Genomic DNA, 23,315 nt, shown 5'->3' on the forward strand with positions numbered 1-23,315 from the left:
ATGAGACAACGGATATTTGTCGTAGACGATGATGAGAAAATAACGTCGCTGCTTCGCCGCAGTCTAGCGTTCGAAGGTTATGAGGTACATATTGCGAACGACGGACAGAGCGGTTTGAAGCTGCTGCAGCAGGACGATCCTGACCTGCTCATTCTGGACGTTATGATGCCGATCATGGACGGCTGGGAAGTGTGCCGACGCGTCCGTGAAGCGGGAAGCAATGTGCCCGTACTGATGCTTACAGCGAAGGACGACATTCAAGATCGGGTCAAAGGACTTGATCTGGGCGCTGACGATTACCTCATTAAACCGTTCGCGCTCGAGGAGCTGCTCGCGCGCGTTCGTGCGCTGCTTCGTCGTAAACCGGACAAGCAGGAGTCGGATAATCGTCTTCAATTCGAAGATTTGACGCTTGATCTCGATTCGCGGGAGGCGCTCCGGGCAGGCAGACGAATTGAATTGACTGCGAAGGAATTCGATCTGCTCCATCTGTTCATGCAGAACCCGCGGCGTGTACTGACAAGAGATTCGATTATGGACAAGATCTGGGGTTACGACTACAGCGGAGAATCCAACGTACTAGAGGTCTATATTGCCATGCTGCGGCAGAAGACGGAGGTTGGATCGGAGAAACGGATTATACAGACCGTTCGTGGTACGGGCTATGTGCTCCGAGGGGAAGGCGGCTAACAACATGTCGATTCGGCTTCGATTAACGCTGTGGTATTCCGGGCTGCTTACGGTGACGCTCATCCTGCTTGGCGGCGCCATTTACTTCTTTACTTATATGAATTCGTACGGCGAAGTTAAGAATTGGTTAGAGGATGGATACAAACAGCTGATAGCCGAAAGTAGAGGCGGTTGGGATGGACAAATCTATTTAAATGCATTAACAAATACCTCTATTCAGAGCGAATTATATGTACAAGTAGTTAATAAGACGGCAGGCTTTGTCTTTGACAAAACGACAAACATGACTGTAAGACAACTGAGTTTTCCATTGCCGGACAAGGTGGATAAGAAGCAACCGGTGTATCGCAATGTAACGGTAAAAGGTTATCCTTTCATGCTTTGTGAACTTGCGCTTCTCGATCGGGATAACAATGTATGGGTCGTTCAGATTGGTGCATTCACAGGCAGCCAGGCAGACTATTTGTATGATCTGCGTACAATATTGATCATTGCTTCCCTTGCGGCGGTGCTAATTGCATTCACCACCGGTCTATTCCTTGCGCGTAAGGCATTGCGGCCAATCGAGAATGTCATTCAGGCTTCACGCAAAATCGCAACGGGTTCTGACCTAAGTTACCGTATTCCGAGAGAAACGCCGAATGACGAAATCGGAAAATTGACCGACACGCTCAACGGGATGCTTGAGCGGTTGGAGACAGCATACAATGAGCTGGACGATGCCTACCATTCGCAGCGCCGCTTCGTATCGGATGCCTCGCATGAGCTTCGCACGCCGCTCACGACGATTCGCGGCAACATTGAACTGCTGGAGCGGATGTGGCGTCCTGCTCTGGATGGCGACAATCCTTCGGCTGTGCTTAGCGAGGTAGAAGCTGCGCGCGAAGAGATGTCCCGCGAAGCGATGCGCGATATTTCCGAAGAGGCGACTCGCATGAGCCGGCTCGTTAACGATTTGCTGTCGCTGGCGCGAGCGGACGCAGGCATTGTGATGGATAAATCCAATCTCGACCTGCTGCCGATCGTGGAGGATGTGTGCCGGCGAGCGCAGCATTTGCCACGGAAAGCGGAATGGATTGTTAATGATTTTGCAATTCTCGAAGGGGTACAGGTATACGGCAGTGCGGACTATTTGCGCCAGCTGCTGTTTATTTTTATCGAGAATGCATTCAAATACACACCAAGCGGTACCGTCGAAGTAAGTGCTGTATGTCGCGAGGATCGAGCAGGCATTATGATTCGTGATACAGGCATAGGCATGAATCGCGAAGAGGTACCGAAAATATTCGAGCGGTTCTATCGGGCAGACATCTCGCGGGGCAAAACAGCGGGAACCGGGCTTGGATTGTCGATCGCCAAATGGATTATTGATGAGCACAACGGCTTCGTCGAAGTGATGACCCGCGAAGGGGAAGGAAGCACCTTTACGGTCTGGTTACCGGTCGCCTTTTCTCGACACGCTGATTCGGTTATAATGGAGGGAATGGATCGCCGACCAATCTAGCGGGTTTCGGCAGAAAGCAGGTGCTTGAGTATGGAAGTAGTCAAAATATCACCCCGAGGGTACTGCTATGGCGTCGTTGATGCAATGGTGCTTGCGTTGCAAACCGCCAAAAATGAGAATCTTCCGAAACCTATTCACATATTAGGAATGATTGTTCATAATGCACATGTCACGGAAGCATTCAAGCAAGAGGGCGTTATTACGCTCGACGGTCCGAATCGTCTAGAGATTCTCGATCAGATCGAGCAAGGAACGGTTATTTTCACAGCACATGGCGTTTCGCCTGAAGTAAGAAAGCGTGCTGCCGAGAAAGGGCTGACAGTTGTTGATGCAACCTGCCCTGATGTAACGAAGACGCATGACCTTATCCGGACGAAGACAGCGGAAGGTTTCGAAATTATTTATATTGGTAAGAACGGGCATCCGGAACCTGAAGGTGCAATTGGTATTGCGCCGGAGCATGTTTATTTGATCGAGAAGGAAGCTGACATTGAGAAGCTGAACTTCACGAATGATAAACGTCTGCTTATTACGAACCAAACAACGATGTCGCAATGGGATATCCGTACGATTATTGCGAAGCTGCAGGAGAAATTCCCGCAGGCTGAAGTGCATAACGAGATTTGTCTTGCAACGCAAGTGCGTCAAGAGGCGGTGGCAGGGCAAGCGAACCAAGCGCAGCTCGTTATTGTAGTAGGTGATCCGCGAAGCAACAACTCGAACCGTCTGGCACAAGTGTCGGAAGAAATCGCAGGTGTCAAAGCGTATCGCATTGCGGATTTGGGTGAACTGGATGTTGAGTGGCTCAAGGGCTTAGAACGTGTAGCCGTTACGTCCGGCGCTTCAACGCCGACTCCGATCACGAAGGAAGTTATTGCGTTTATTGAACAATTCGACAACAACGATCCTTCAACTTGGGAGAAGCAGCGCACAATCAACATGAACAAGCTGCTTCCAACGATCCGTACTAAATCGGCAGGTGCCTAATGAGCGCCGCGAATCGCCGTGTGCAAAAGTCTGGAACCGTTGAAGCCGACCGGGGTAAGCGCGCACGCAAGCCGCTGCATTTGAAACGATGGATCCGCCATAACTTTATTAAGCTGATGCGCGCGCCAGGCGGGTCGTCCATCGTCGCGCTCGGATTCTCGATTGGGATTGCAATTGAGATGATTACGCTGCCGACGTTTGGTCTTGCGTTCTTCTTGATGTTTCCGATCGTCTATCTGCTGCGTGCGAGTATGGCAGGAGCGCTGGTTGGGTTCGTCGTTGGTAAGATCATCTTTATTCCGATAGCTTTCATCAGCGGTATGATCGGCAGCTGGATTCTGCCAGATCATCTAAGAGTCCATATTCCGTTCCTGCCGCATTTCATCAATAAGTTCATTACGATCAACCTGAAGTTGATCGTAGGTGGATCAATTAACGGGATCTTGCTCGGTATTCTGTTCTACTTCCCAGTGAAATACACCTTGGCTTTCTTCACGGAGCGCAGACGCAAGAAACGGAAGCTGAAGCGGGGCGGCGAATCACCGCCTTCTAAATCAGTTACCGAACAATAAGCTCCGAGGCTGCAACCAATGTTCGCATTTGGTTGCAGCTTTTTTGTTGTTTAATGATGGCAGTATCCTTGACATAACGGTAGTTGTAGAAACAATTTCCAAAGCCTAGTTCAAAAGGTGTATTAATATTAATTTCATAAGATAGGGTTGACGGAAAGCGGGAGAGTGCTGTATATTCACTTTAGCGGTTAAAAGCGTAAAAGCTAAAAAGCATAAAAGCATAAAAGCTAAAAAGCGTTGCAGTGTGAAAACGCCTGTCCCGCAGGCTATTAAATATAAGGGAGAGATGAATCATGATCGTCATTACGAAATCGAGCATTACAGAAGAACGAATTCAGGAGTTGGTTCAAGTGATTGAGAAAACAGGTGTTCAAGCTCATGTATCACGCGGAACGGATCGTACAGTCATCGGCATTATCGGTAAAGCAGAGCCAACTCTTGGCGAGCATCTGCGTCAGATGAAAGACGTCGACAACGTCATCAAGATTTCGAAGTCTTACAAGCTCGCAAGCCGCGAGTTCCATCCAGAAGATACGGTCATTGATATTAAAGGCGTGAAGATCGGCGGAGACAATCTCGTTATTATGGGTGGTCCTTGCGCAGTCGAATCGCCGCAGCAGATCGACGAGATCGCTCGTCTGGTGAAGACGGCAGGCGCCCAAGTGCTTCGCGGTGGTGCTTTCAAGCCTCGCACAGGACCATACAGCTTCCAAGGCATTGGCGTTGAAGGACTTATTATGATGGCAGAGGCAGGCAAGAAACATGGTCTGCTGACGATTACAGAAGTCATGACGCCGGAATACGTAGATGTATGCGCGGAATACGCAGATATCCTGCAGGTTGGTACGCGTAACATGCAGAACTTCGATCTGCTTCGCAAATTAGGTACGACGAACAAGCCTGTTCTACTGAAACGCGGCTTCAGTGCAACGTACGATGAATTCCTCAATGCAGCAGAGTACATTCTCGCTGGCGGCAATCCGAACGTTATGTTGTGCGAACGTGGAATCCGAACATTCGAGACGTACACACGCAATACGTTAGACTTGTCAGCTATTCCAGTATTGCAGTCGCTTAGCCATCTGCCGGTAATCTCGGACCCAAGTCATGGTACAGGACGCAGAGAGCTAGTCGAGCCGATGTCGAAAGCTTCGGTAGCAGCTGGTGCAAACGGCCTTATTGTTGAAATGCATACAGATCCAGACAATTCGATGACGGGAGACGGCGTGCAATCGCTATTTCCGGATCAATTCGCAAACCTTCTGAAGGATCTAGAGAAGCTCGCGCCTATCGTAGGCAAGCGTTTTGATACTCAGAAAGAGCCTGCAGAAGCATTTGCTACATGGACCAAATAATACCGAAGGCGCATGCGCCAAGAACCGCGAAACCCTTATAAGACAAGGGGTTCGTGGTTTTTTGTTAAGCAAGAATCGTGGCGTACGTGTGAACTTTCGTAAAAACTTGTGAGCAAACCTAACATAAGTGCAAAAAATACCTGACATAACTATTGACCATGTAAATCTGGCGGTCTTATAATAACCACATGGAACTCAAGAAAACTTGAACGATTACAGATTAGACCAACTTTAATGTTCGGAAATGGGAGGATTTTATCATGTCAGTTCAAAACGTATTGAACACGATTAAAGAAAACAACATCCAGTTCGTAGACTTCCGCTTTGTTGACCTTGCAGGCCGCGCTCACCACATTACGCTGCCGTCGACTGAGGTAGAAGCTGAGACTTTTGTAAATGGTGTAGCATTTGACGGCTCCTCTATCACTGGTTTCCGTGGTATTGAAAGTTCGGATATGGTAATGATTCCTGACACTGAAACGGCCTACATCGATCCGTTCACTGCTCACCCTACACTGATCATTATGAGCAACATCCATACGCCGGAAGGCGAGCGTTACGACCGCGACCCGCGTTCGATCGCACAGAAAGCAGAAGAGTACCTTCAAACGACAGGAATCGGCACGACGGCATTCTTCGCACCTGAGTCCGAGTTCTTCATCTTCGACGATGTTCGTTACGAGAGCGGCATGAACAAATCGTACTTCGAAGTTGATTCGGAAGAAGCAGCTTGGAACACGGGACGTAAAGAAGAAGGCGGCAACCTGGGCTTCAAAGTACCTGTTAAGGGCGGTTATGTGCCTGTACAACCGGTTGACTCCCAACAAGACATTCGCAGCGAGATGGTTAAAGTTATGCAAGAGTCGGGCCTTCGTGTAGAACGTCATCACCACGAAGTATCCACGGCTGGCGCAGGCGAGATCAACTTCCGCTTCGATACGCTGACGAAAACGGCTGATAACCTCTTGAAATATAAATATATCGTTCACAACGTAGCTAACCAATACGGCAAAGTAGCAACGTTCATGCCTAAACCGCTCTTCGGCGACAATGGCAGCGGTATGCATGTGCATATGTCGATTTTCAATGGCGATTCCCCGCTGTTCTACGAGAAAGGTGCTTATGCTAACTTGAGCCCGCTCGCTATGCACTACATGGGCGGTATCTTGCACCATGCACCAGCACTGATCGCGCTGACGAACCCTTCGACGAACTCGTTCAAACGTCTGGTTCCAGGCTATGAAGCACCAGTTAACCTTGTATTCTCCAAAGGTAACCGTTCCGCAGCAGTTCGTATTCCAATCGCTGCTGTTACGCCAAAAGGCTGCCGCATCGAGTTCCGTACGCCGGACTCCACGGCTAACCCATACCTCTGCTTCGCAGCAATGCTGCTCGCAGGTCTCGACGGTATCAAACGCAAAATCGATCCAGTCGCTCTTGGCTATGGTCCTTTCGATACAAACATCTACCACCTGTCGGATGAAGAGAAACGTGAAATCCGCAGCGTTCCAGGTACGCTCGACGAAGCGCTCAACGCTCTCGAGGCAGACTATGAGTTCTTGACGGAAGGCGATGTCTTCACGAAAGATTTCATCGACAACTATGTAGCGGTTAAACGCAAAGAAGCTCAAGCAGTAGCGGTACGCATTCACCCACACGAGTACGAACTGTATTTCGGCTGCTAATCTTAACGCAATCATACGTTATTCCAAGCGGACCCTTCGGGGTCCGCTTTTTTTGTCGCACTGGTACCGCCGCCAAACGGTTGACGGTTTTTCGTAACGGTTGGTTCGGCTGCGACAAGGCGTAGTGTGGTGTAGTGCGAGTGCTAACCACAGTGTAACGAACTGACGAATCGCTATTTACGGAGTTTAGCTCAACTTCTGATGCTAACGAACCTAAGAAGTGCTATTGGCAGCATTTTGGAGCGCAATCAGTAAATTCGCAGCAAATAAAGTTTCTCTGATTCGTTAAAAGTAAATCAGGTGAACCAAACACAAATAGCGATGTGCGGATTCCTTGCAACCGACAGGCCACATTAGGAGACATGTCTCTAAGCACGCAGTATCTTATGTTCGAACAAGAGTTGTGACCGGTCGTTCGGCTCCAAGCATATAAACCTAACACGCGCCGAAGTTCCGCCTTAGTCCCGCTCGAACAAAAGTTGTGACCCAGAGGGTCACGCGGCTCTTAGCACGGAGAAACTTACTGACTATTCAGTAGCCCCAACGCCCCATTCCGGGGTCCCGGGGTTGGAAACCCCGGGGGTCCTCCCTAGCAGGGAGGATTTAGGTGGGTAGAAAAATTGGTTTTAAATGCGTTTATAAGAAATGTAGAAAGTGTTGAAAAAATTAATTAATAAGCAAGGATTCGGGGTCATAGGGGCGGAGCCCCTGAAAGTCCTCCCTTGAGGGAGGATTTAGGCGGGTAGAAACTCAAAACACGAATATTTTTTCTGAAATAATATAGTTTGTTCGACTTTTAGACACTTGATGCGTGGGCTTAAACTTGCTATCATAACCATATCCGAACGGAAACGGACATGCTTCATCTCGGCAAGAAACAAGGGGAGAGGCTTTCATTTCTGAAAATGATGACAGGAGTGTGTACGGTGACGAAACGCGCATTTAACTTTAACGCTGGACCAGCAGCACTGCCGCTTGAGGTACTGCAGCAGGCGCAGGAGCAATTCGTAGATTACCATGGAGCAGGCATGTCCATTATGGAGATGTCACACCGCGGCGCGCTGTACGAGCAAGTGAACAATGAGGCGCAATCGCTGCTTCGCAAATTGTTCAATATTCCGAACAATTACAAAGTGCTGCTGCTTCAAGGTGGAGCAAGCACGCAATTCGCTTCCATTCCAATGAACTTCCTTCGTCCAGGCACGACAGGCGCTTATGTGGCGACGGGCAGCTGGGCTGAGAAAGCATATAAAGAAGCGAAGCTGTTCGGTGAGACGGCAATCGTTGCATCATCGGAAGCGGACAAATTCAACCGCATTCCAGACGTATCCTCGATCGTACTGCCTGAGAACGCAGCTTACCTGCACGTTACGTCGAACGAAACAATCGAAGGTACGCAATATCAATCGTACCCTGATTCGGGCAACGTTCCATTGATCGCGGATATGTCGAGTGACATCCTGTGTCGTCCGGTTGACGTGTCGAAATTCGGTATGATTTACGCAGGCGCTCAGAAAAACCTTGGTCCATCGGGCGTAACGATCGTTATTCTCCGCGAAGACCTTGCGCAAGACAGCCCTAAAACAATTCCAACGATGCTGCGCTACGATACGCATGCGAAGAATGATTCGCTGTACAACACGCCGCCATCGTTCTCCGTATACATGGTTAGTCTTGTACTGAAATGGCTGAAAGAAAGAGGCGGAGTTGCTGCGATGGAGCAGTACAACCGCAACAAAACGAACCTTATCTATAACGCGATCGACAACAGCGGCGGCTTTTACCGTGGTTTTGCACAACCCGAGAGCCGTTCGATCATGAACCTCACGTTCCGTCTCCAATCCGAAGAGCTCGAGAAGCTGTTCGCCAAGGAATCGGAAGCAGAAGGCTTCGTTGGTCTCAAAGGCCACCGCAGCGTAGGAGGACTCCGCGCTTCGACATACAACGCGGTTCCACTCGAAAGCTGCCAAGCACTTGTGCAATTTATGGCTGAATTCCAGAAGCGCCACGGCTAAGCCGACAAGCTTCACTCTCCACATAGGAAAGCAATCTATAACTAAGCATTAAAGTGAGAGAACTTTCCTATTGGCGATAAAACCTACCTATGAGCGCGGTCGCTCATCTTCGAGTGGCTTCGATAGAGGTTTTCTCATAACGACAATAACCGCCCTTTTCTCCCAACCAGGAGAAAAGGGCGGTCTTCTGTCATGCATCGTCTATACAGTCGCTTGCGATGGCGAAGCCGGCTCTACCGATTGCGGCCCTGTCAGCTTGTAACCGACATTACGGATCGTAATGATGTATTCCGGGCTGCGGGCATTACGCTCGATTTTGTCGCGCAGATGGCTGACATGTACGTCGACGATACGCGTATCGCCGAGGAAATGATAATCCCATACGCCGTGCAGCAGCTGCTGGCGGCTGAGCACTTTGCCGCGGTGACGGCACAGGAACAGCAGCAGTTCGAATTCTTTGGGCGTCAGTTCGATCGGCTTGCCGTCGATGCGTACTTCACGCTGCTCGGGAAGTACGGTCAGCCGGCCGTATTCGTAGGTAACAGGCTCGCCTGCGCCAGGGAGTGACTGCGTGCGACGAAAGATCGCTTGAATGCGTGAGATCAGCTCCTGTGGGCTGAACGGCTTGGTCATGTAATCATCGGCACCATTATCGAGGCCTGCGATTTTGTCCGTAACATCCTGCAGCGCAGTGAGCATAATGATGGGAACTGCGTTATTCTGACGACGAAGCTCGCGGCATACTTGAATGCCGTCCATCTTCGGCAGCATCAGATCGAGTACAATAAGGTCAGGACGGAATGGCTTGAGCAGTTCGAATACCGCTTCTCCGTCGTGAACGCAGCGTACTTCATATCCCGCCAGCTTCAGATTGAACTCGATAAGCATCGAGATGGATGGTTCGTCATCGACGATCAATATTTTCTTCTTGGTCATCGGCGTAGGCTCCTTCGCTTACTGTTATATTGGATTTCAGTTCATTCGTTAATGAAAAAGTCGGTGAAATGATCGGTTATGTTGCTTCATTATGAAGCAGTACCGTACGCGCAGCATTATGGTAACGTAAACCGTATGTAAAAATGTTACTCGGAAATTGTAAACGAATAGTGAAAGGGGACAACCTTCCAATGCCATTTCATATCGTATTAGTTGAGCCGGAGATTCCGGCAAATACGGGCAATATCGCAAGAACATGCGCCGCTACGGGCACGCATCTGCATTTGGTCCGTCCGCTTGGCTTCCGTACAGACGACGCGACACTGAAGCGCGCAGGCCTGGATTATTGGTATGCTGTAAATTTGACGTATTACGACAGCTTCGAAGAAGTGAAGGAACGGTTCCAAGGACATCGTTTCTTTATGGCGAGCACACGGGCAACACACCGTTACAGCGACTTCGAATATAAAGACGGCGATTTGTTTGTTTTCGGTAAAGAAACGAAAGGTCTTCCGCAGCAGCTGCTCGACGATCATCCCGATACGCTTATTCGGATGCCGATGACAGATAAAGTGCGTTCGCTCAATCTGGCGAACTCGGCTGCGATCGTCGTGTATGAAGCGCTCCGGCAAAATGATTTTCCGGGATTGTTCGATAAATAGGTTTCGAAAGCGCTAGATTATAATAATTATTGCATGATTTTAAGAAATAACGGATGTGGGAAGGAAAAGCTCGAAAACCATCGAAAGTTAATAAAGCATAGGTTTCTCAAAGCTGGTTGCGAATGAAGACATTAGGGGTGAGTGAACATGAAACCGGCAGGTGTTGTTCGGAAAGTTGACCAATTGGGCCGTATTGTACTGCCTAAATCGCTGCGTAAACGGTATTCTATGAACGAGGGAGATCCTGTCGAAATTTTGGTGCAGGGTGACCATATCATTTTGGAGCGGTACCGTCCAAGATGCGTATTCTGCGGCAGCATGGAAGAAGTACGTGAGTTCAAAGAACGTTACCTGTGTGCGGAATGCACAACAGAAATGAGTCAGCTTCGCCGATAAAAAAGAGAACGTTGTTACTCGGGGATAGGGAAATGCAAAAAAGCGGTGCAGGAAGCTTAAGCTTCTGCACCGCTTTTTTGCGTGTGGTACCTTATGAAAGCATTCGGAAGGCCGGATTACAAGCCTTTCGTTTTATCGTCATTGTAAGACGCTGTCAGGATCGCTACAACGAACAGCACCATGACAGTGAGTACGATAAGGAATTTAATCGACATCACGCACACCTCCAATTATTGCTTTTATTATAACCAACCTAATGGCAAAAGAAAACGATTATAATTGTGAACAACTTGTTACGAATCGGATTTACGATATTGCTGCGGCGATAAACCAGTATGCTTCTTGAACACTTTGCTAAAATACTTCTCATCCGTATAGCCGACGAGCTCCGCGATGTCCGCTACTTTGTAGGAGCGATTCGCCAGCAACTTCGTCGCATGCTCCATACGGTGTCGCTCAACATATTCAGACAAGGTTACGCCGGTTTCCTGACGGAACCTTCTGGATACATATTCCCGGCTTAAAAAAAATCGTGCGGCAAGCTGCTGCAGCGACAGATCTTCCTGCAAATGCCGTTCGATATAGTCGATCATATCAGCGATGACACTACGTTCCTGACGTTGCAACCGCGCCATTGCTTCGGCATGCTCAATCAATCGTTCAAGCCAATGCTGCTTCGTCCGTTCCAGCGACAATGCGCCGTTGTCTTCATACACGAAATGAAGCGTGAACGGTTGAACGAGCGGATTTCCTTGCTCTTCGCTCTCCCGCTGCTGCCAGCGGAGTGCTGCGATGTCCAACTGCTTCTGCCAGCGCTCCACTTGGATCGGCGATATGGAGACAAGCTTGCTGGCAGCCTGGAACCAGGGCTCCAATGCAGCGCGCAGGGAAGGCTCGTCCCGTCCTAGCAGCGCCAGTCGGATAGGCTCGGCAAGCGCCGCCAGATCCGGCAGGACAGAAGTATCCTGAGGGTTGGCGACAGTAGAGGTGTCTAGCCAGACAGCAGGGTGTCCTTCCGCAAGCAGGTTGCGGTTTAGACAGCCGCGGCGAGCGGAGTCAACGGCGCTTGCTGTTTCTTGCGGGAATGTCACCACACGGCTTAACCCAGCATAGAAAGGCAAATCAAACGTGCGGCGAAGTGCCTCAACCAACTGCTCGGTACGTTTTGTACAAGCTTGGTCGTCGCCGGCATGCAACCAGTAGAGCACGATGAGCTCTTCCGGGTCAGTAGGGGAACGGAATGCGCAGCCGATGCCCCATTCGTTCACAATAAAGTCGTTGAGAACGTTCTGAAGCGCGAAGACGGCTAGATCCCTATCGCCGCCGAATCTGCGGAGCAGCCGATGCATAATAGCTTGAAGCGGGAACAGCGCAGCGCGGCATTGGTCAGTGTCGGCAATACCCGAGAACTGATCCACTAGCTGTCTTATGATCGGCTCCGTCTCGCAATGCTGAGGCGTGATAAGCTGGCCGAAGAGATAGTCGCGATATACCGGCTTGTATTGATTCATTGCAATGCCTTGTTCGATTTGTTTGAGCCGTTCCTGATCTTCCAGCTGCCGCATCTCAATGGCGCGATGTACGGCAGTCAATAGCTGAGCGGGATCAATTGGCTTTAACAAATAATCAATGCCGCCGTGCTTCAGTGTATGGCGGACATACTTAAAGTCGTTATATCCGCTAATGACGATAAGCTTGGCATCAGGCTCATTGCTGCCGAGCCACTCGATAAGCTGCATACCGTCCGTTAACGGCATATGCATATCCGTTACAATAATGGCGGGATGCTTCCGTGCAATAATCTGCTGTGCTTCCGCGCCATTCTCTGCTTCGAGCAGTTCGGTTACGCCGAGCTGCTCCCAAGGGACGAGCAGCTTCGCAGCTTCACGTGCATGCTGTTCATCATCAACGATTAATACGATCATAGCTGCGCCTCCTCATCTGAATCCTGCCCAATCGGCACGTGCAGCGTGACACGAAGTCCGCCGTTCATACCGCCATCGAGCGTCATGCTAGCATCTTCCCCACAATTAAGCCGCAGCCGCGACAGCACATTGGACAAGCCGATATGCTCCTGATCGCTTCGTTCCGATTGCTGATCGATTAGGCTGCGAAGCTCATCCAATCGACTGGCTGGAATTGAAGGCCCATCATTCTCGACGCTGATGAGCAGCTGCTCATCGCGGCGTTTCGTTTGAACAGTCACCCGCATGACGCCGCCCGCAGGATCGAAGGCGTGCTTAAACACATTTTCTGCTAGCGGCTGTAAAATCATGCGTGGAACGGGAAGCATCCCCGTTTCTGGCGCCATATCGATCTCATATTGCAGCTTATCGCCGAACCGCTGCTGCTGCAGCTCCAGATAGGCTGTTGTGTGTTCAATCTCTTGCGCCAACGCGACCGGCTTGTTCGAGCCGCTCATGGAGTAGCGCATCAGCTTGCCAAGCAGCATGACGAGCTGGTACACACCAGGCGCACCGCTCTGAAGCGCGGAGGTTCCGATCATCTGCAGCGCATTATATAGGAAGTGCGGCTGAACCTGCGCCTGCAGCGCCTTCAGCTCGTTGGTCTTGTTCGCGATCTCGAGCCGGTATTCGCGCAGGACGAGATTATTGATTGTCTCCATCATCAGGCGGAAACGACGCGCGAGTGCACCAATCTCATCGGTTCGATTGAGCCGAATGTCGATGTCGAGCTCGCCGGATTGAATACGGTTGGCATATTCGGTCAGCTTGCGGATTGGCGATGTAATCCAGAAGGAGATAAGCACCGCAACGATCGCTACTATTATAGCGGAGATCGTCAGTACGACGGTGTTGACCATCGTGACTTGACGTGTACCCGCTTGCAGCGTCGAGTTCGGAATAAGCTTGACGAGTGTCCAATCGAGTCCATTCAGCTCCAATTGATCGTACACATAAACACCGTGGAACGTATCGCTGCGGGATATCAAGGAGCCGCTGCCTTTGATCGTCTGCAGCAGCGCTCTGCCTTCTGTATCCTGCCAGCTTAAGCCGATTTCGGCGGAGGTTGGTCCGTATACAACGGTGCCGTCCTTGGAGAGCAGGTACAGCTGCTCCTTCTCGTTGTCGTAGAGCTGCTGACAGATAGCGTCGATAATGGATGTATTAATATCAATGGATAATGTTCCGATTTGCACGTCGGACGGAATGGCAATGATTTTGCGATGGATCGAAACGACGCGTTTGCTAACCGAATAAGGTGGCAGCAGTATGCCATAATCACCGCTCTTGTGAGTCGGTTCGAAGACGGGAGCGACGCTCACGTGCTCCAGGAAGTTTCCATTGCTGGGCTGCGTCTGATCCATTTTCTTTTTGTTGCCCCCGACAATGACGTAACCGCGCCCAGCCTTGGCCGCATGTAGATAGACTTGATGCACTTCCTTTACAGCGATGGCGATATTCTGAAGACTCGTGTAAATTTCTTGCTCGGACAAGTAGTCTTCGCGCCCTTGCTCGAGAATCCGATACAGCGTATCGCCGCCGGACGTTCCGTTATACACGAGCAGCGATGCTTGCGTCACGGTTGTCATATAGTGCTCGAGATTCGTCTTGCCCTGATACAACAAATTCGCTGCGGTTTTCACCTTGTCTTCGGTTACGATGGACGATGTTCGCATGTTCGTTATGATGATGGAAGCAGTCAGCGGCAGGGTGATAGCAAGCAGCAGGAAGATGACAAGCTTGGCGCGCAGACTGCGTCTTAGAGCGTGTAACCGCATTCAATAGTCTCCCTCTTGAGCGAATTGGTGTCGTACTTTAGGACAACGGTAGGAATATTGGCTATTATAGTGAAGGTGGAGTCAGATATCAATATGTTCCACCTTTGAAGTCATTGTCGTCGGTGTGCACGTTGTTGCACATTCCCTATACTAAGTTTACAAAGTACGGGATAGGGGGACATTGACAATGACTAGAAAATGGTGGCTGTCCAGCTGGCTGCAGCAGCTTGTGTTTACGGGACCTGCGACAGCGGCTTTTGCAATTATAGTGCTGCTTCCGTTCTTCTTGGGTATGTATTATGCCTTTACGGATTGGAATGGTGTTGCCGACACGGCGTCCTTCGTTGGCTTCGACAACTTCAAAGCTGCGTTTCACGATGAAGGGTTCCGCCATTCATTCCTATTTACGGCCAAGCTCACGGCGGCGGCTGTACTGTTAACGAATGTGTTGGCTTTCCTGCTCGCTTTGCTGCTTACGCAGCCGCTTCGGATGCGTGGAGCGCTCCGGACCATATTTTTCTTGCCGAACGTAATCGGGGGATTGCTGCTCGGCTTCATCTGGCAGTTTATCTTCGTCAAAGGGTTTGCGGCAATCGGTTCAGCAACGAACTGGCATCTGTTTAATCTGCCGTGGCTCGGTGATGAATCGACTTCCTTCTGGGCAATCGTCATCGTAAGTATGTGGAGCGGTGCCGGTTATCTGATGGTCATCTACATTGCGGCGATGATCAACGTGCCGAAGGAGCTGAATGAAGCGGCATCGATCGATGGTGCGAATGCGCTGACGAGATTGCGTCACATTACGCTTCCGCTTGTTATGCCTGCTATCACGATTGGTTTGTTCTTATCGCTCTCCTGGTCGTTCAAAGCATTCGACGTCATCCTGTCGCTCACGAAAGGCGGACCTTTCAATTCGACGCAATCGGTTGCTCTTAACATCTACGCAGAGGCATTCCAGAACAACCGTTATGGACTAGGTACAGCGAAAGCGCTCATCTTCTTCCTTATTGTCGCTGCGATTACGACGGTTCAAGTCCAGCTGACGAAGAAGCGGGAGGTGCAGGCTTAAGATGAAGACAATCAATCGTACCTTGCGTGCACGTACGTGGACGCTGGAGGGAGCAGCCATCCTGCTCGCGCTCGTGTTCTTGGTTCCGTTTTATTTTCTACTCGTCAATTCGGTCAAGCCTTATGCCGATATATTGCTAGATGCGGCTGCGCTGCCGAAAGCGCTGAACTGGCATAATTATTCGAAGGCGTTCGATGTGATGAATTTCCCTCGAGCGTTCCGCAATTCGATCGTCATTACGGTTAGCAGCATTCTTGGGCTGACACTGTTCGGCTCCATGGCCGCTTACCGGATGGTTCGCAAGCCAAGCTTGTACAACCGCATTCTGTTCGCTGTGTTTGTTGCAGCAATGGTTATTCCGTTCCAATCGATCATGATTCCGCTTATGAAAGTCGGCAGCTGGTTCCATCTTGTGAACAGTATTCCTGGAATCTGGGTATGCTATATCGGCTTCGGCTCGTCCATGACGATCTTCTTGTATCATGGATTCGTGAAATCGATCCCGCTGGAGATTGAAGAAGCTGCTGTTGTAGATGGATGCTCGCCGTACGGCGTATTCTGGCGTATCGTCTTCCCGCTGCTCAAGCCAATGACGATGACCATCATTATCCTGAACAGCCTATGGATCTGGAATGACTTCCTGCTTCCGCAGCTGATGCTCAGCCGTGCAGGACTGCGGACGATCCCGCTCTCGACTTTCTCTTTCTTCGGTCAATATACGAAGCAGTGGGATCTTGCGCTGGCGGGTCTAGTAATGGGCGTACTGCCGATTGTGATCTTCTTCCTGTTCCTGCAGAAGCACATCATCGAAGGGATCACAGCAGGTTCGGTTAAGGGATAGTCGGATCAAATATCAACAAATTCCACCTTTTTGTTCAATGTGGTCGGTGTGACCGAGGAAACCGGTTCGCTATACTGAGGATGTTCGAACAAACGTGAGACCAAACGTTCTTGGATTTGTGAAGAAAAAAAGGGAGGCTCTTTCTATGAGAAAAACATCGCTTATCCTGATGTCCTGCGTACTGGCTGGTGCTTTGGCTGCATGTGGCGATTCATCCAAGAAGAATGATACGAGCACAGACACAAGCAATGGCACAACAACGAATCAGACGGAGACGGATAACAAAGCTAGCAGCGAACCGGTTACGATTCATATGTTCCAATTCAAGGTAGAAATTGCGGAAGCGCTTAATCGTTTGAAAGGCGAATATGAGAAAACGCATCCGAACGTCAAGCTCGATATCGAGACGGTTGGCGGCGGTGCAGACTATGGCGCGGCGCTTAAAGCGAAATTCGCTTCCGGCGAAGAACCGGATATTTTCAACAACGGCGGCTTTAATGAAATGGAAACGTGGCTCAGCCATCTGGAAGATCTGTCCGATCAGCCTTGGGTATCCGACGCGCTTGACGTTGCGAAAGAGCCGATGACGAAGGACGGCAAAATCTACGGCATGCCAATGAATCTCGAAGGCTATGGCTTCGTGTATAACAAAGATCTGTTCAACAAAGCGGGCATCACGACGGTTCCGAAGACGATCTCAGAACTTGCGGATGCAGCGAAGAAGCTGAAAGATGCGGGCATTACGCCTTTTGCTAACGGCTATCAAGAATGGTGGATTCTCGGTATTCATAACTTCAACGTTGCAGTTGCGAACCAAGATGATCCGAAGGGCTTCGTGGATGCCATGAATGCAGGCACGGGCAAAGTTGCGGGTAACCCTGTATTCGACCAATGGACGAACTTGTTGGATCTGACGCTTGAGTACAGCAATCCGAACCCGCTGACGACGGACTACAACACGCAAGTGACGCTGTTCGCTTCCGGCAAAGCTGCGATGATGCAGCAAGGCAACTGGACGCAAGTGCAAATCGACGGCATAAACCCGGACCTGAACTTGGGCCTCATGCCAATGCCTATTAGCGATGATGCAGCGAAGAACGACAACCTGTATGTTGGCGTTCCGAACAACTGGGTAATCAACAACAACTCGAAAGTGAAAGCAGAAGCGAAGGAGTTCCTGAACTGGCTCGCAACATCGGATATCGGCAAAAAGTATACGGTTGAAGAGTTCAAGTTCATCCCTGCGTTCAAATCGGTTGAAGTGAAAGACCCTGCAATCCTCGGCGACATTGCCAATGACGTTATTGCCTACAGCAAAGAAGGCAAAACGAAGAGCTGGAACTGGTTCCGCTACCCTGAAGGTCTGACGCAAGAGCTTGGCTCCGCGATGCAGGCATACATTGCGAAGAAGCTGGACAAAGCGGCATTCTTCGAAGCAGTGGATAAGAGCTGGAGCAATCTGGCGAAGAAATAAATAAGGTGAATTGCTGAAGACGCTCCGTTGCCGCATATGATGCGGTGACGGGGCGTTTTCAGTGTGTAGGTTGGAGGGGAGATGGGTGTGATGGATCGGTTCTCGATGGGCGAAGCGGAAGAGATGATTCCATTTACGAATGATGGGATAACGGAGGAACTCGTTCCGAAGGAGGCGCTGCGGGCTGCTGAGGCGAGTGTGAATGCAAAGTATGGTGAAGGTGTCCTGCGAGGAGAGTTGCTCGGAGAGGAAGTTGTGGAGAGTTTGGTCTCTCTGCGCGAGATGATTGCGGAGCGGATGCGGAGACAGGGAATGACTTCGGCGTTTAGAGATGGGATTGTGCTGACCGGCGGATTGGAGCAATCGCTCGATTGGGTGGTTCGCGAGCTGACCGAGTCAGGGGACACGGTGTTAGTTGAGCGGCCAACAGGATTGGCCGGGCTGTCGGTGTTGGCACGGTGTGGGGTGCAGGTGATTGGGGTGGAATGCGATGAACAAGGACCGCTGGCGGAAGAGCTGGAGAAGTTGCTGGTAGGTGTGGTGCAAGGTGAAGATGAGAGTAAGAGGGAAAGTGAAAGTGAAAATGAAAGTGCCGCTGCGAAGAAACCGCGGTTGTTATATGCTGCGCCGACATATGGTGACCCGACGGGACGTGTGTGGAGCGTGGATCGGCGGCAGGAAGTGCTTGCGTTATGCCGGGCGCATGGCGTAGTCATTGTAGAGGACGATACATGCGGGGAATTGAAGTTTCATACGGATGCAGCTGATCTGTCGACGCTATATGAGTTGGCAGGCGAAGCGGGTGGCGTGATGTATGTGAACAGCTATGAGCATATGATCGCACCTTCGCTGCGAGTGGGATGGATTGCGGGAGAGCGGTCGATGATGACAAGGGTTAGGACGAATAATGGTGGAGAAGCAGATGATGTTGGGGACGGAAAGGATGGAGGTGGAGATGCAGCCAATGCCCAGAATGAATTAGTTGGGGAGGAAGATGTAAGTAGGGATGAGTCAGATGAGATAGGGGATGCACGGAGTGATGTGTTCGACCAGCTGGTGCTGGCTGAACTGCTCCGTAATATTGATCTCGATGCACATATGAGGCGTGTTGCAGACGTATATCGGGAGCGAATGTACGCAATGCAGCGACAGCTGCGCATTCAACAGCTCGCAGGCGTGAAATGGACGGAGCCGGAAGGCGGTAGATCGCTCTGGTTGAGGCTGCCGGACGGATTGGACGGCGATGCGCTTAGTCGGTTGACGCGGATGATGGGCATGGATATCGCGCCGGGTAGTCTCTTCTATGCAGAAGAGCCGCAGCGGAACACGGTGCGGCTGTATTTTACAAGCTGCAGCATGGAGGAGATGGAACAAGGAGTGGCGATTATCGCTGAAGCGATTCGTGGGTTTATGGCGCGATGGAGTGATGATTGAATGGCAAGCGACGGCTTTGAGAGAGTGAACATTCGAGAGAACACACAAGATGAAGCGGGATGCCTCTCAATGAACCTTAGGGAAGACCATTGAGACATCCCGCAGCTGGAACCTTGAAGGAGGCCTAATACTTCTGAATATTAAAACGATTGCCGTCCGGATCGAAGAAGTGGAATCGTGCAAACCCATCCAAATTTCCCGTAATGCTGGAAACCGTGACGCCGCTCTCGATCAAGTATTGATGATAATTTTGAAATGCCCATTTATCATGAAGGACGCAGTAAGGTGCAGCCGTTCCGTTAATGGGTCTCGTATAAGCATTCGGGGGCAATGTTTCTAACCACCATAACGATGTTCCTGGATGATGCTCTACCCCAAGTCCCATTAGGACGCAGCCATGTTCCAAGTGTTCCTCCAGAACGGACATCCCGGTGTACTTCTGGTACCACTGCTTGGCGTCCTCGATATTGCTTACTCCGATTCGAACCGATCCCGGACACAGTCTTGCTCCATAATCTTGTTCGAGTTCGGGATATCCGCAAACCGTCAGTCGCGTCCCCTCATAGGTCGTCCACAGATCAAAATAATAACGATTCCCTGGTCCTAAATAAATGTCCGAGACGCGAATATGATTCTCTTGGAAATACGTATGCGCTTCCACAATATCTTTCGTATCCCAGCACCAACGCACGTTAGGATCCACTCCGCGATCCGCCAGTTCCGGGTGAGGTCCATTCTCGGAAAGCACAGACTTTATCCACGTTCCAAAAGCATGGCGAGTCAGCTTCTCTGTTCGTGACGTATGGGTCTCGCCGCTTGTCCAGATAAAGTGCTTCGAATACCATTCTGTTGCAGCCTCATGATAATCCCATAGTACTTGTATGAATCCTCCGTCGTACTTCAAGGAAGGCAGAGCAATCGGCATTGCTGCTTGTTTCTCTTTCTTCATTTGGATAGGGAACCATATGTCGATAGCCGGCGACGGTTTCTCAATATCATTACTGTCAACAATCTGAAAATGATAGGAGGCAGCTTCGGCATAATCAGATCGAGACAACCATTGATTGCGAAATGTTATAACTGAGTTGTTCGAAGTCTGTAGAGATCCATTGTGGGTAATGACGGCATACTGATGAGCTTGTATTTTCTGAGTGATCATGCCTTCAGGTGGTTGTGTAACACTGCCATCTGATTCGAACCCTGCAAAAAGCATGTACGCACGTCCAGGCATGTAGTCCTCAGAAAACAGAGACACTATAAATAGTTTATCGTTGTTGCGGTCCGGAATATCATTCATCCGCTTGTATAATGCACGGGCCAATTGTAAAGAAGCGCTGACGCTTGTGTCCGTTGTTTCCGTCGAAATCCCAAGTAGAGTCAGTTCGTCGTGGATCGCGATTTGAACATTCATGAACAACCATCCTACCTTCGTGGAATAATGGGTATACAGCAATCCATATAAACAGCGTGCCCGATATCGGACACAGGGTATAGCTCCAGGAATGGCCGGCTATCGTCAAGGACGCAGCCATTATCAGGCAGCCATTTGGACCAAACAATAGTCATGATAGCATCAAGCATATTAGATTGTTTCTCTACCTGAATCACGGCATATGTTCCGCCAGCAAGTTGGCGGCTGTTGATTCCTGCCTCGACATCCAGATTCATAGGAACGGTTCGGCAAGCGTCATAGCTCCACTTAAGCATGTCCCCGAGAATCGGGTGGTAATTAGGAATACCGATGTACATCGATTGATAGATGGCGTTCGAATTCGATTTGGTCCAAGTCGAAACGTTCTCAAACGCCTTGAGAATCCTTTCTTGATCAGAGAAAGGATCTTGTCTTCCGATGCAGCGTTCGTAGACTACGCGATAGGAAGGCAGCTGCTTGATCGTAACCTTTAATGTTCGGTTTGCTTCAATGCGGGAAGAACCGTCCGGACTAATTTGATTATAGTATTTGGTGTCAAAATAGCTTTCGGAAATCTTGCGATCTATTTCACAAATCTTGCGATCATGGTTGCTGAGCAAAAGCGTCCTAACCTCGGAGGCATTTCTCCCATAATAATTTTTGAATGCCCGGGAGAAATCGCCGAGGGAAGAGAAGCCGCAGTCGATTGCAATTTCAGAAAGCGTAAGTTCTTGAACATTAATGATCTTCATCAGTGCTTTCTCAAGTCGAATTCTCTTGATGTAATCATTGGGCTTCTCGCCGGTTACCCCTTTAAAAAGGCGATGAAAGTGATAAGGAGAATAGGAAATAATTGCTGATGTTTCTTGCAACGAAAGTTTGCGGCTGCAATGCTCCTCTATGTAATCCATAACGATATTGATAAGTAAGTGATGTCTTTCGTTTACAACAACCGAATGTACGCTCATATTACCTCTCCCGACGATGTTTAGTTCACGCAATCAACGCAGTGGTTCGCCATAAAAGACATGAAAGTGAAGATGCTTCGAGTCCTGATACTTACCCAAATTCGTTAGTACACGACATGCTCCATGCTCGGCCTGAACTTGGGACGCTACCTCCTTCACAACATCCATCAACTCGATCAAGAGATCATTTTCGCTATGTTCCAGTGTAAGTAATGAAGAAATGTGCCTCTTCGGGATCGTCACGATGTGAACGGGATAGAAAGGACGAGTATGATGATAGGCGAGAACGTTATCCGTTTCCCATACCTTCTGTACCGCTGTACGACCACTTAATACTTCCTCGCAATAAAAATCTTCCGTCATCACTTTTCCCTCCATTGGTTTTACTTATTTTAACATTAAAGAAGGTGATTTGAGAGAGTTATTGAATTGATTATATTATTAGTACAACCTTGCAGGAGGACTGAGATGGATATTCGAGAGCGCATCGTACATTTATTGCGGTATACTTATATGGAACAAGAATGGATTTATGCAATGTGGCTAGAAGGCTCGGACGGTACTGGCAGCGTTGATCATTTATCCGATTTGGACATTGTTTTTGATGTGGAGGACGGTAATGAGGACCGGTTGCTTGAGATGTTAGAAAGGACTTTAACCATTATTGGTCCGCTCGACTACAAATATGAAGGAGACAAGCCTGATGAGCTGCTCCGTTACATCGTTTATCATATTGAAGGTACGCCGAGCACGCTGCTCTTGGACATTACGGTTCAAAGCCATAGTAGAAAATACGAGTTTGTCATAGAAGATCTTGGAACTGTGCCTACCATTATTTTTGATAAAAAGAATGTGGTTCGCTATTGTCATCTCGATCATTTGAAGTTAGAGAAAGAATTATTGTCCAAGCTGTATCATATTGAACAAACTTTCAATCAGCAAGCCCGCGCCAAGAAATATACGGACAGGGGGCTGTTCCTTGAGTCATTCGCTTATTATCAAAGGTATGTACTGCAGCCACTAGTTGAATTAATTCGAATCTACCATACGCCAATCGGTTATTACATGCATCTCATACACATCTCCCGTGACATCCCACAAGATGTGCTAGCTGAATTGGAACCCCTATATAAAGTGAATTCAGCAGAGGAAATCGGACTGAAAATAGAACAAGCGACTGAGATGTTCAACGCTTTGCTGCCTCTGGTCAAAGAGAAACTTGCTCATAAAACGACCAATTGACGCGGCGCCACGAACCGGACAGATACGAGGGCGACTGAGCCGGAGGGACCGGAAGCAAACGGTTACCTTCGTGGCTATTTCGTAAAACTAGTAGCTTGCTGCATGCTTAGCGGTTGCTATTGTGGTTATCCTACTCTAGATGGTGCTTTTACTTATAAAACAAGCGAATAAGCCCGTCCGCAACCGTTAGCGTGTGGAATGGGCTATTTTAATGAAATAAGCATTGTGACAACCGTTAAGGTAGGGGCCGTATTTATTGGTTGGTATGATACTTTGAATTCATAGGATCAGAACAATCCGAGGACAACAGCGATCGTAAGACCATTCCGCAC

20 protein-coding genes are annotated in these 23,315 nt (G+C 49.5%); 14 read left to right on the plus strand and 6 right to left on the minus strand.

Features of this window, described 5'->3' with window-relative positions:
* The 7 genes from H8B09_RS02090 to serC all read left to right on the plus strand — a co-directional run bounded on the left by H8B09_RS02090 (position 1) and on the right by serC (position 8,808).
* Positions 1 to 690, plus strand: coding sequence for a response regulator transcription factor (locus tag H8B09_RS02090; protein WP_191201817.1), 690 nt, complete (start codon positions 1 to 3; stop codon positions 688 to 690).
* 4 nt (positions 691 to 694) lie between these two features.
* A complete protein-coding gene (locus H8B09_RS02095; protein ID WP_191201818.1) occupies positions 695 to 2,194 on the plus strand; it encodes a sensor histidine kinase in 1,500 nt (499 codons plus the stop codon).
* 30 nt (positions 2,195 to 2,224) lie between these two features.
* Positions 2,225 to 3,181, plus strand: a complete 957-nt coding sequence (locus tag H8B09_RS02100; RefSeq protein WP_191201819.1) for a 4-hydroxy-3-methylbut-2-enyl diphosphate reductase — start codon at positions 2,225 to 2,227, stop codon at positions 3,179 to 3,181.
* On the plus strand, positions 3,181 to 3,753 hold the full coding sequence (locus tag H8B09_RS02105) for a DUF2062 domain-containing protein (RefSeq protein WP_191201820.1): 573 nt from the start codon (positions 3,181 to 3,183) through the stop codon (positions 3,751 to 3,753). The genes H8B09_RS02100 and H8B09_RS02105 overlap by 1 nt, the downstream gene beginning before the upstream one ends.
* 293 nt (positions 3,754 to 4,046) lie before the next feature.
* Complete coding sequence (aroF, locus tag H8B09_RS02110) at positions 4,047 to 5,108, plus strand: 3-deoxy-7-phosphoheptulonate synthase (RefSeq protein WP_191201821.1); 1,062 nt, start codon at positions 4,047 to 4,049, stop codon at positions 5,106 to 5,108.
* A 260-nt stretch (positions 5,109 to 5,368) separates the two neighbouring features.
* Positions 5,369 to 6,793, plus strand: a complete 1,425-nt coding sequence (gene glnA, locus H8B09_RS02115) for a type I glutamate--ammonia ligase (RefSeq protein WP_191201822.1) — start codon at positions 5,369 to 5,371, stop codon at positions 6,791 to 6,793.
* A 926-nt stretch (positions 6,794 to 7,719) separates the two neighbouring features.
* On the plus strand, positions 7,720 to 8,808 hold the full coding sequence (gene serC / locus H8B09_RS02120) for a 3-phosphoserine/phosphohydroxythreonine transaminase (protein WP_191201823.1): 1,089 nt from the start codon (positions 7,720 to 7,722) through the stop codon (positions 8,806 to 8,808).
* Between the two features lie 201 nt (positions 8,809 to 9,009).
* On the opposite strand, the gene H8B09_RS02125 is transcribed toward serC, so the two are convergent.
* Entirely contained in the window at positions 9,010 to 9,744 is a 735-nt protein-coding gene (locus H8B09_RS02125) for a response regulator transcription factor (protein WP_191201824.1), read from the minus strand.
* 191 nt (positions 9,745 to 9,935) lie between these two features.
* Between H8B09_RS02125 and trmL the strand changes: the two genes are divergently transcribed.
* Both trmL and H8B09_RS02135 read left to right on the plus strand, forming a co-directional pair.
* Positions 9,936 to 10,406: a tRNA (uridine(34)/cytosine(34)/5-carboxymethylaminomethyluridine(34)-2'-O)-methyltransferase TrmL gene (trmL, locus tag H8B09_RS02130; protein WP_191201825.1), complete on the plus strand. Its 471-nt coding sequence runs from the start codon at positions 9,936 to 9,938 to the stop codon at positions 10,404 to 10,406.
* 147 nt (positions 10,407 to 10,553) lie between these two features.
* The gene (locus H8B09_RS02135; RefSeq protein ID WP_191201826.1) at positions 10,554 to 10,802 is read left to right on the plus strand and encodes an AbrB/MazE/SpoVT family DNA-binding domain-containing protein; all 249 of its coding nucleotides are present in this window, start codon (positions 10,554 to 10,556) and stop codon (positions 10,800 to 10,802) included.
* Positions 10,803 to 11,095: 293 nt separating this feature from the next.
* Here the strand turns inward: H8B09_RS02135 and H8B09_RS02140 are convergent, their stop codons facing one another.
* The gene (locus H8B09_RS02140; protein ID WP_191201827.1) at positions 11,096 to 12,727 is read right to left on the minus strand and encodes a helix-turn-helix domain-containing protein; all 1,632 of its coding nucleotides are present in this window, start codon (positions 12,725 to 12,727) and stop codon (positions 11,096 to 11,098) included.
* Positions 12,724 to 14,544 (minus strand): sensor histidine kinase, encoded by a 1,821-nt coding sequence (locus H8B09_RS02145; protein ID WP_191201828.1) that lies wholly within the window; start codon positions 14,542 to 14,544, stop codon positions 12,724 to 12,726. Before H8B09_RS02145 ends, H8B09_RS02140 begins: the two co-directional genes overlap by 4 nt.
* Before the next feature lie 187 nt (positions 14,545 to 14,731).
* Between H8B09_RS02145 and H8B09_RS02150 the strand changes: the two genes are divergently transcribed.
* The 4 genes from H8B09_RS02150 (at position 14,732) to H8B09_RS02165 (ending at position 19,362) form a co-directional block, all read left to right on the plus strand.
* Positions 14,732 to 15,613 carry a carbohydrate ABC transporter permease gene (locus H8B09_RS02150; RefSeq protein WP_191201829.1) on the plus strand — a complete coding sequence of 294 codons (882 nt, stop codon included), beginning with the start codon at positions 14,732 to 14,734 and terminating at the stop codon, positions 15,611 to 15,613.
* 1 nt (position 15,614) lies between these two features.
* Positions 15,615 to 16,454: a carbohydrate ABC transporter permease gene (locus H8B09_RS02155; RefSeq protein ID WP_191201830.1), complete on the plus strand. Its 840-nt coding sequence runs from the start codon at positions 15,615 to 15,617 to the stop codon at positions 16,452 to 16,454.
* Positions 16,455 to 16,599: 145 nt separating this feature from the next.
* Complete coding sequence (locus H8B09_RS02160; protein WP_191201831.1) at positions 16,600 to 17,928, plus strand: ABC transporter substrate-binding protein; 1,329 nt, start codon at positions 16,600 to 16,602, stop codon at positions 17,926 to 17,928.
* Between the two features lie 90 nt (positions 17,929 to 18,018).
* Entirely contained in the window at positions 18,019 to 19,362 is a 1,344-nt protein-coding gene (locus tag H8B09_RS02165; RefSeq protein WP_224753322.1) for an aminotransferase-like domain-containing protein, read from the plus strand.
* A gap of 124 nt (positions 19,363 to 19,486) precedes the next feature.
* On the opposite strand, the gene H8B09_RS02170 is transcribed toward H8B09_RS02165, so the two are convergent.
* The 3 genes from H8B09_RS02170 to H8B09_RS02180 are packed head-to-tail and all read right to left on the minus strand — an operon-like array spanning position 19,487 to position 22,104.
* Positions 19,487 to 20,773: an effector binding domain-containing protein gene (locus tag H8B09_RS02170; RefSeq protein WP_191201833.1), complete on the minus strand. Its 1,287-nt coding sequence runs from the start codon at positions 20,771 to 20,773 to the stop codon at positions 19,487 to 19,489.
* Between the two features lie 11 nt (positions 20,774 to 20,784).
* On the minus strand, positions 20,785 to 21,741 hold the full coding sequence (locus H8B09_RS02175; protein ID WP_191201834.1) for an AraC family transcriptional regulator: 957 nt from the start codon (positions 21,739 to 21,741) through the stop codon (positions 20,785 to 20,787).
* Between the two features lie 33 nt (positions 21,742 to 21,774).
* Positions 21,775 to 22,104 carry an HIT domain-containing protein gene (locus H8B09_RS02180; RefSeq protein WP_191201835.1) on the minus strand — a complete coding sequence of 110 codons (330 nt, stop codon included), beginning with the start codon at positions 22,102 to 22,104 and terminating at the stop codon, positions 21,775 to 21,777.
* Positions 22,105 to 22,209: 105 nt separating this feature from the next.
* Here H8B09_RS02180 and H8B09_RS02185 point away from each other — a divergent pair, with 105 nt between their 5' ends.
* Entirely contained in the window at positions 22,210 to 22,983 is a 774-nt protein-coding gene (locus H8B09_RS02185; protein WP_191201836.1) for a hypothetical protein, read from the plus strand.
* Positions 22,984 to 23,315: the final 332 nt, after the last annotated feature.

The organism is Paenibacillus terricola, assembly GCF_014779765.1.
In the GTDB taxonomy this organism is placed as follows: domain Bacteria; phylum Bacillota; class Bacilli; order Paenibacillales; family Paenibacillaceae; genus Paenibacillus_T; species Paenibacillus_T terricola.

What these genes read in the sequence shown, in the direction of transcription:
- H8B09_RS02100 (WP_191201819.1), top strand. Translation starts at nt 2,225, where the DNA reads ATGGAAGTAGTCAAAATATCACCCCGAGGGTACTGCTATGGCGTCGTT.
- H8B09_RS02095 (WP_191201818.1), top strand. Translation starts at nt 695, where the DNA reads ATGTCGATTCGGCTTCGATTAACGCTGTGGTATTCCGGGCTGCTTACG.
- H8B09_RS02145 (WP_191201828.1), bottom strand. Translation starts at nt 14,544, where the DNA reads ATGCGGTTACACGCTCTAAGACGCAGTCTGCGCGCCAAGCTTGTCATC.
- aroF (WP_191201821.1), top strand. Translation starts at nt 4,047, where the DNA reads ATGATCGTCATTACGAAATCGAGCATTACAGAAGAACGAATTCAGGAG.
- H8B09_RS02165 (WP_224753322.1), top strand. Translation starts at nt 18,019, where the DNA reads ATGGATCGGTTCTCGATGGGCGAAGCGGAAGAGATGATTCCATTTACG.
- glnA (WP_191201822.1), top strand. Translation starts at nt 5,369, where the DNA reads ATGTCAGTTCAAAACGTATTGAACACGATTAAAGAAAACAACATCCAG.
- H8B09_RS02170 (WP_191201833.1), bottom strand. Translation starts at nt 20,773, where the DNA reads ATGAATGTTCAAATCGCGATCCACGACGAACTGACTCTACTTGGGATT.
- H8B09_RS02135 (WP_191201826.1), top strand. Translation starts at nt 10,554, where the DNA reads ATGAAACCGGCAGGTGTTGTTCGGAAAGTTGACCAATTGGGCCGTATT.
- trmL (WP_191201825.1), top strand. Translation starts at nt 9,936, where the DNA reads ATGCCATTTCATATCGTATTAGTTGAGCCGGAGATTCCGGCAAATACG.
- H8B09_RS02090 (WP_191201817.1), top strand. Translation starts at nt 1, where the DNA reads ATGAGACAACGGATATTTGTCGTAGACGATGATGAGAAAATAACGTCG.
- H8B09_RS02155 (WP_191201830.1), top strand. Translation starts at nt 15,615, where the DNA reads ATGAAGACAATCAATCGTACCTTGCGTGCACGTACGTGGACGCTGGAG.
- H8B09_RS02160 (WP_191201831.1), top strand. Translation starts at nt 16,600, where the DNA reads ATGAGAAAAACATCGCTTATCCTGATGTCCTGCGTACTGGCTGGTGCT.
- H8B09_RS02180 (WP_191201835.1), bottom strand. Translation starts at nt 22,104, where the DNA reads ATGACGGAAGATTTTTATTGCGAGGAAGTATTAAGTGGTCGTACAGCG.
- H8B09_RS02150 (WP_191201829.1), top strand. Translation starts at nt 14,732, where the DNA reads ATGACTAGAAAATGGTGGCTGTCCAGCTGGCTGCAGCAGCTTGTGTTT.
- H8B09_RS02140 (WP_191201827.1), bottom strand. Translation starts at nt 12,727, where the DNA reads ATGATCGTATTAATCGTTGATGATGAACAGCATGCACGTGAAGCTGCG.
- H8B09_RS02105 (WP_191201820.1), top strand. Translation starts at nt 3,181, where the DNA reads ATGAGCGCCGCGAATCGCCGTGTGCAAAAGTCTGGAACCGTTGAAGCC.
- H8B09_RS02185 (WP_191201836.1), top strand. Translation starts at nt 22,210, where the DNA reads ATGGATATTCGAGAGCGCATCGTACATTTATTGCGGTATACTTATATG.
- H8B09_RS02175 (WP_191201834.1), bottom strand. Translation starts at nt 21,741, where the DNA reads ATGAGCGTACATTCGGTTGTTGTAAACGAAAGACATCACTTACTTATC.
- H8B09_RS02125 (WP_191201824.1), bottom strand. Translation starts at nt 9,744, where the DNA reads ATGACCAAGAAGAAAATATTGATCGTCGATGACGAACCATCCATCTCG.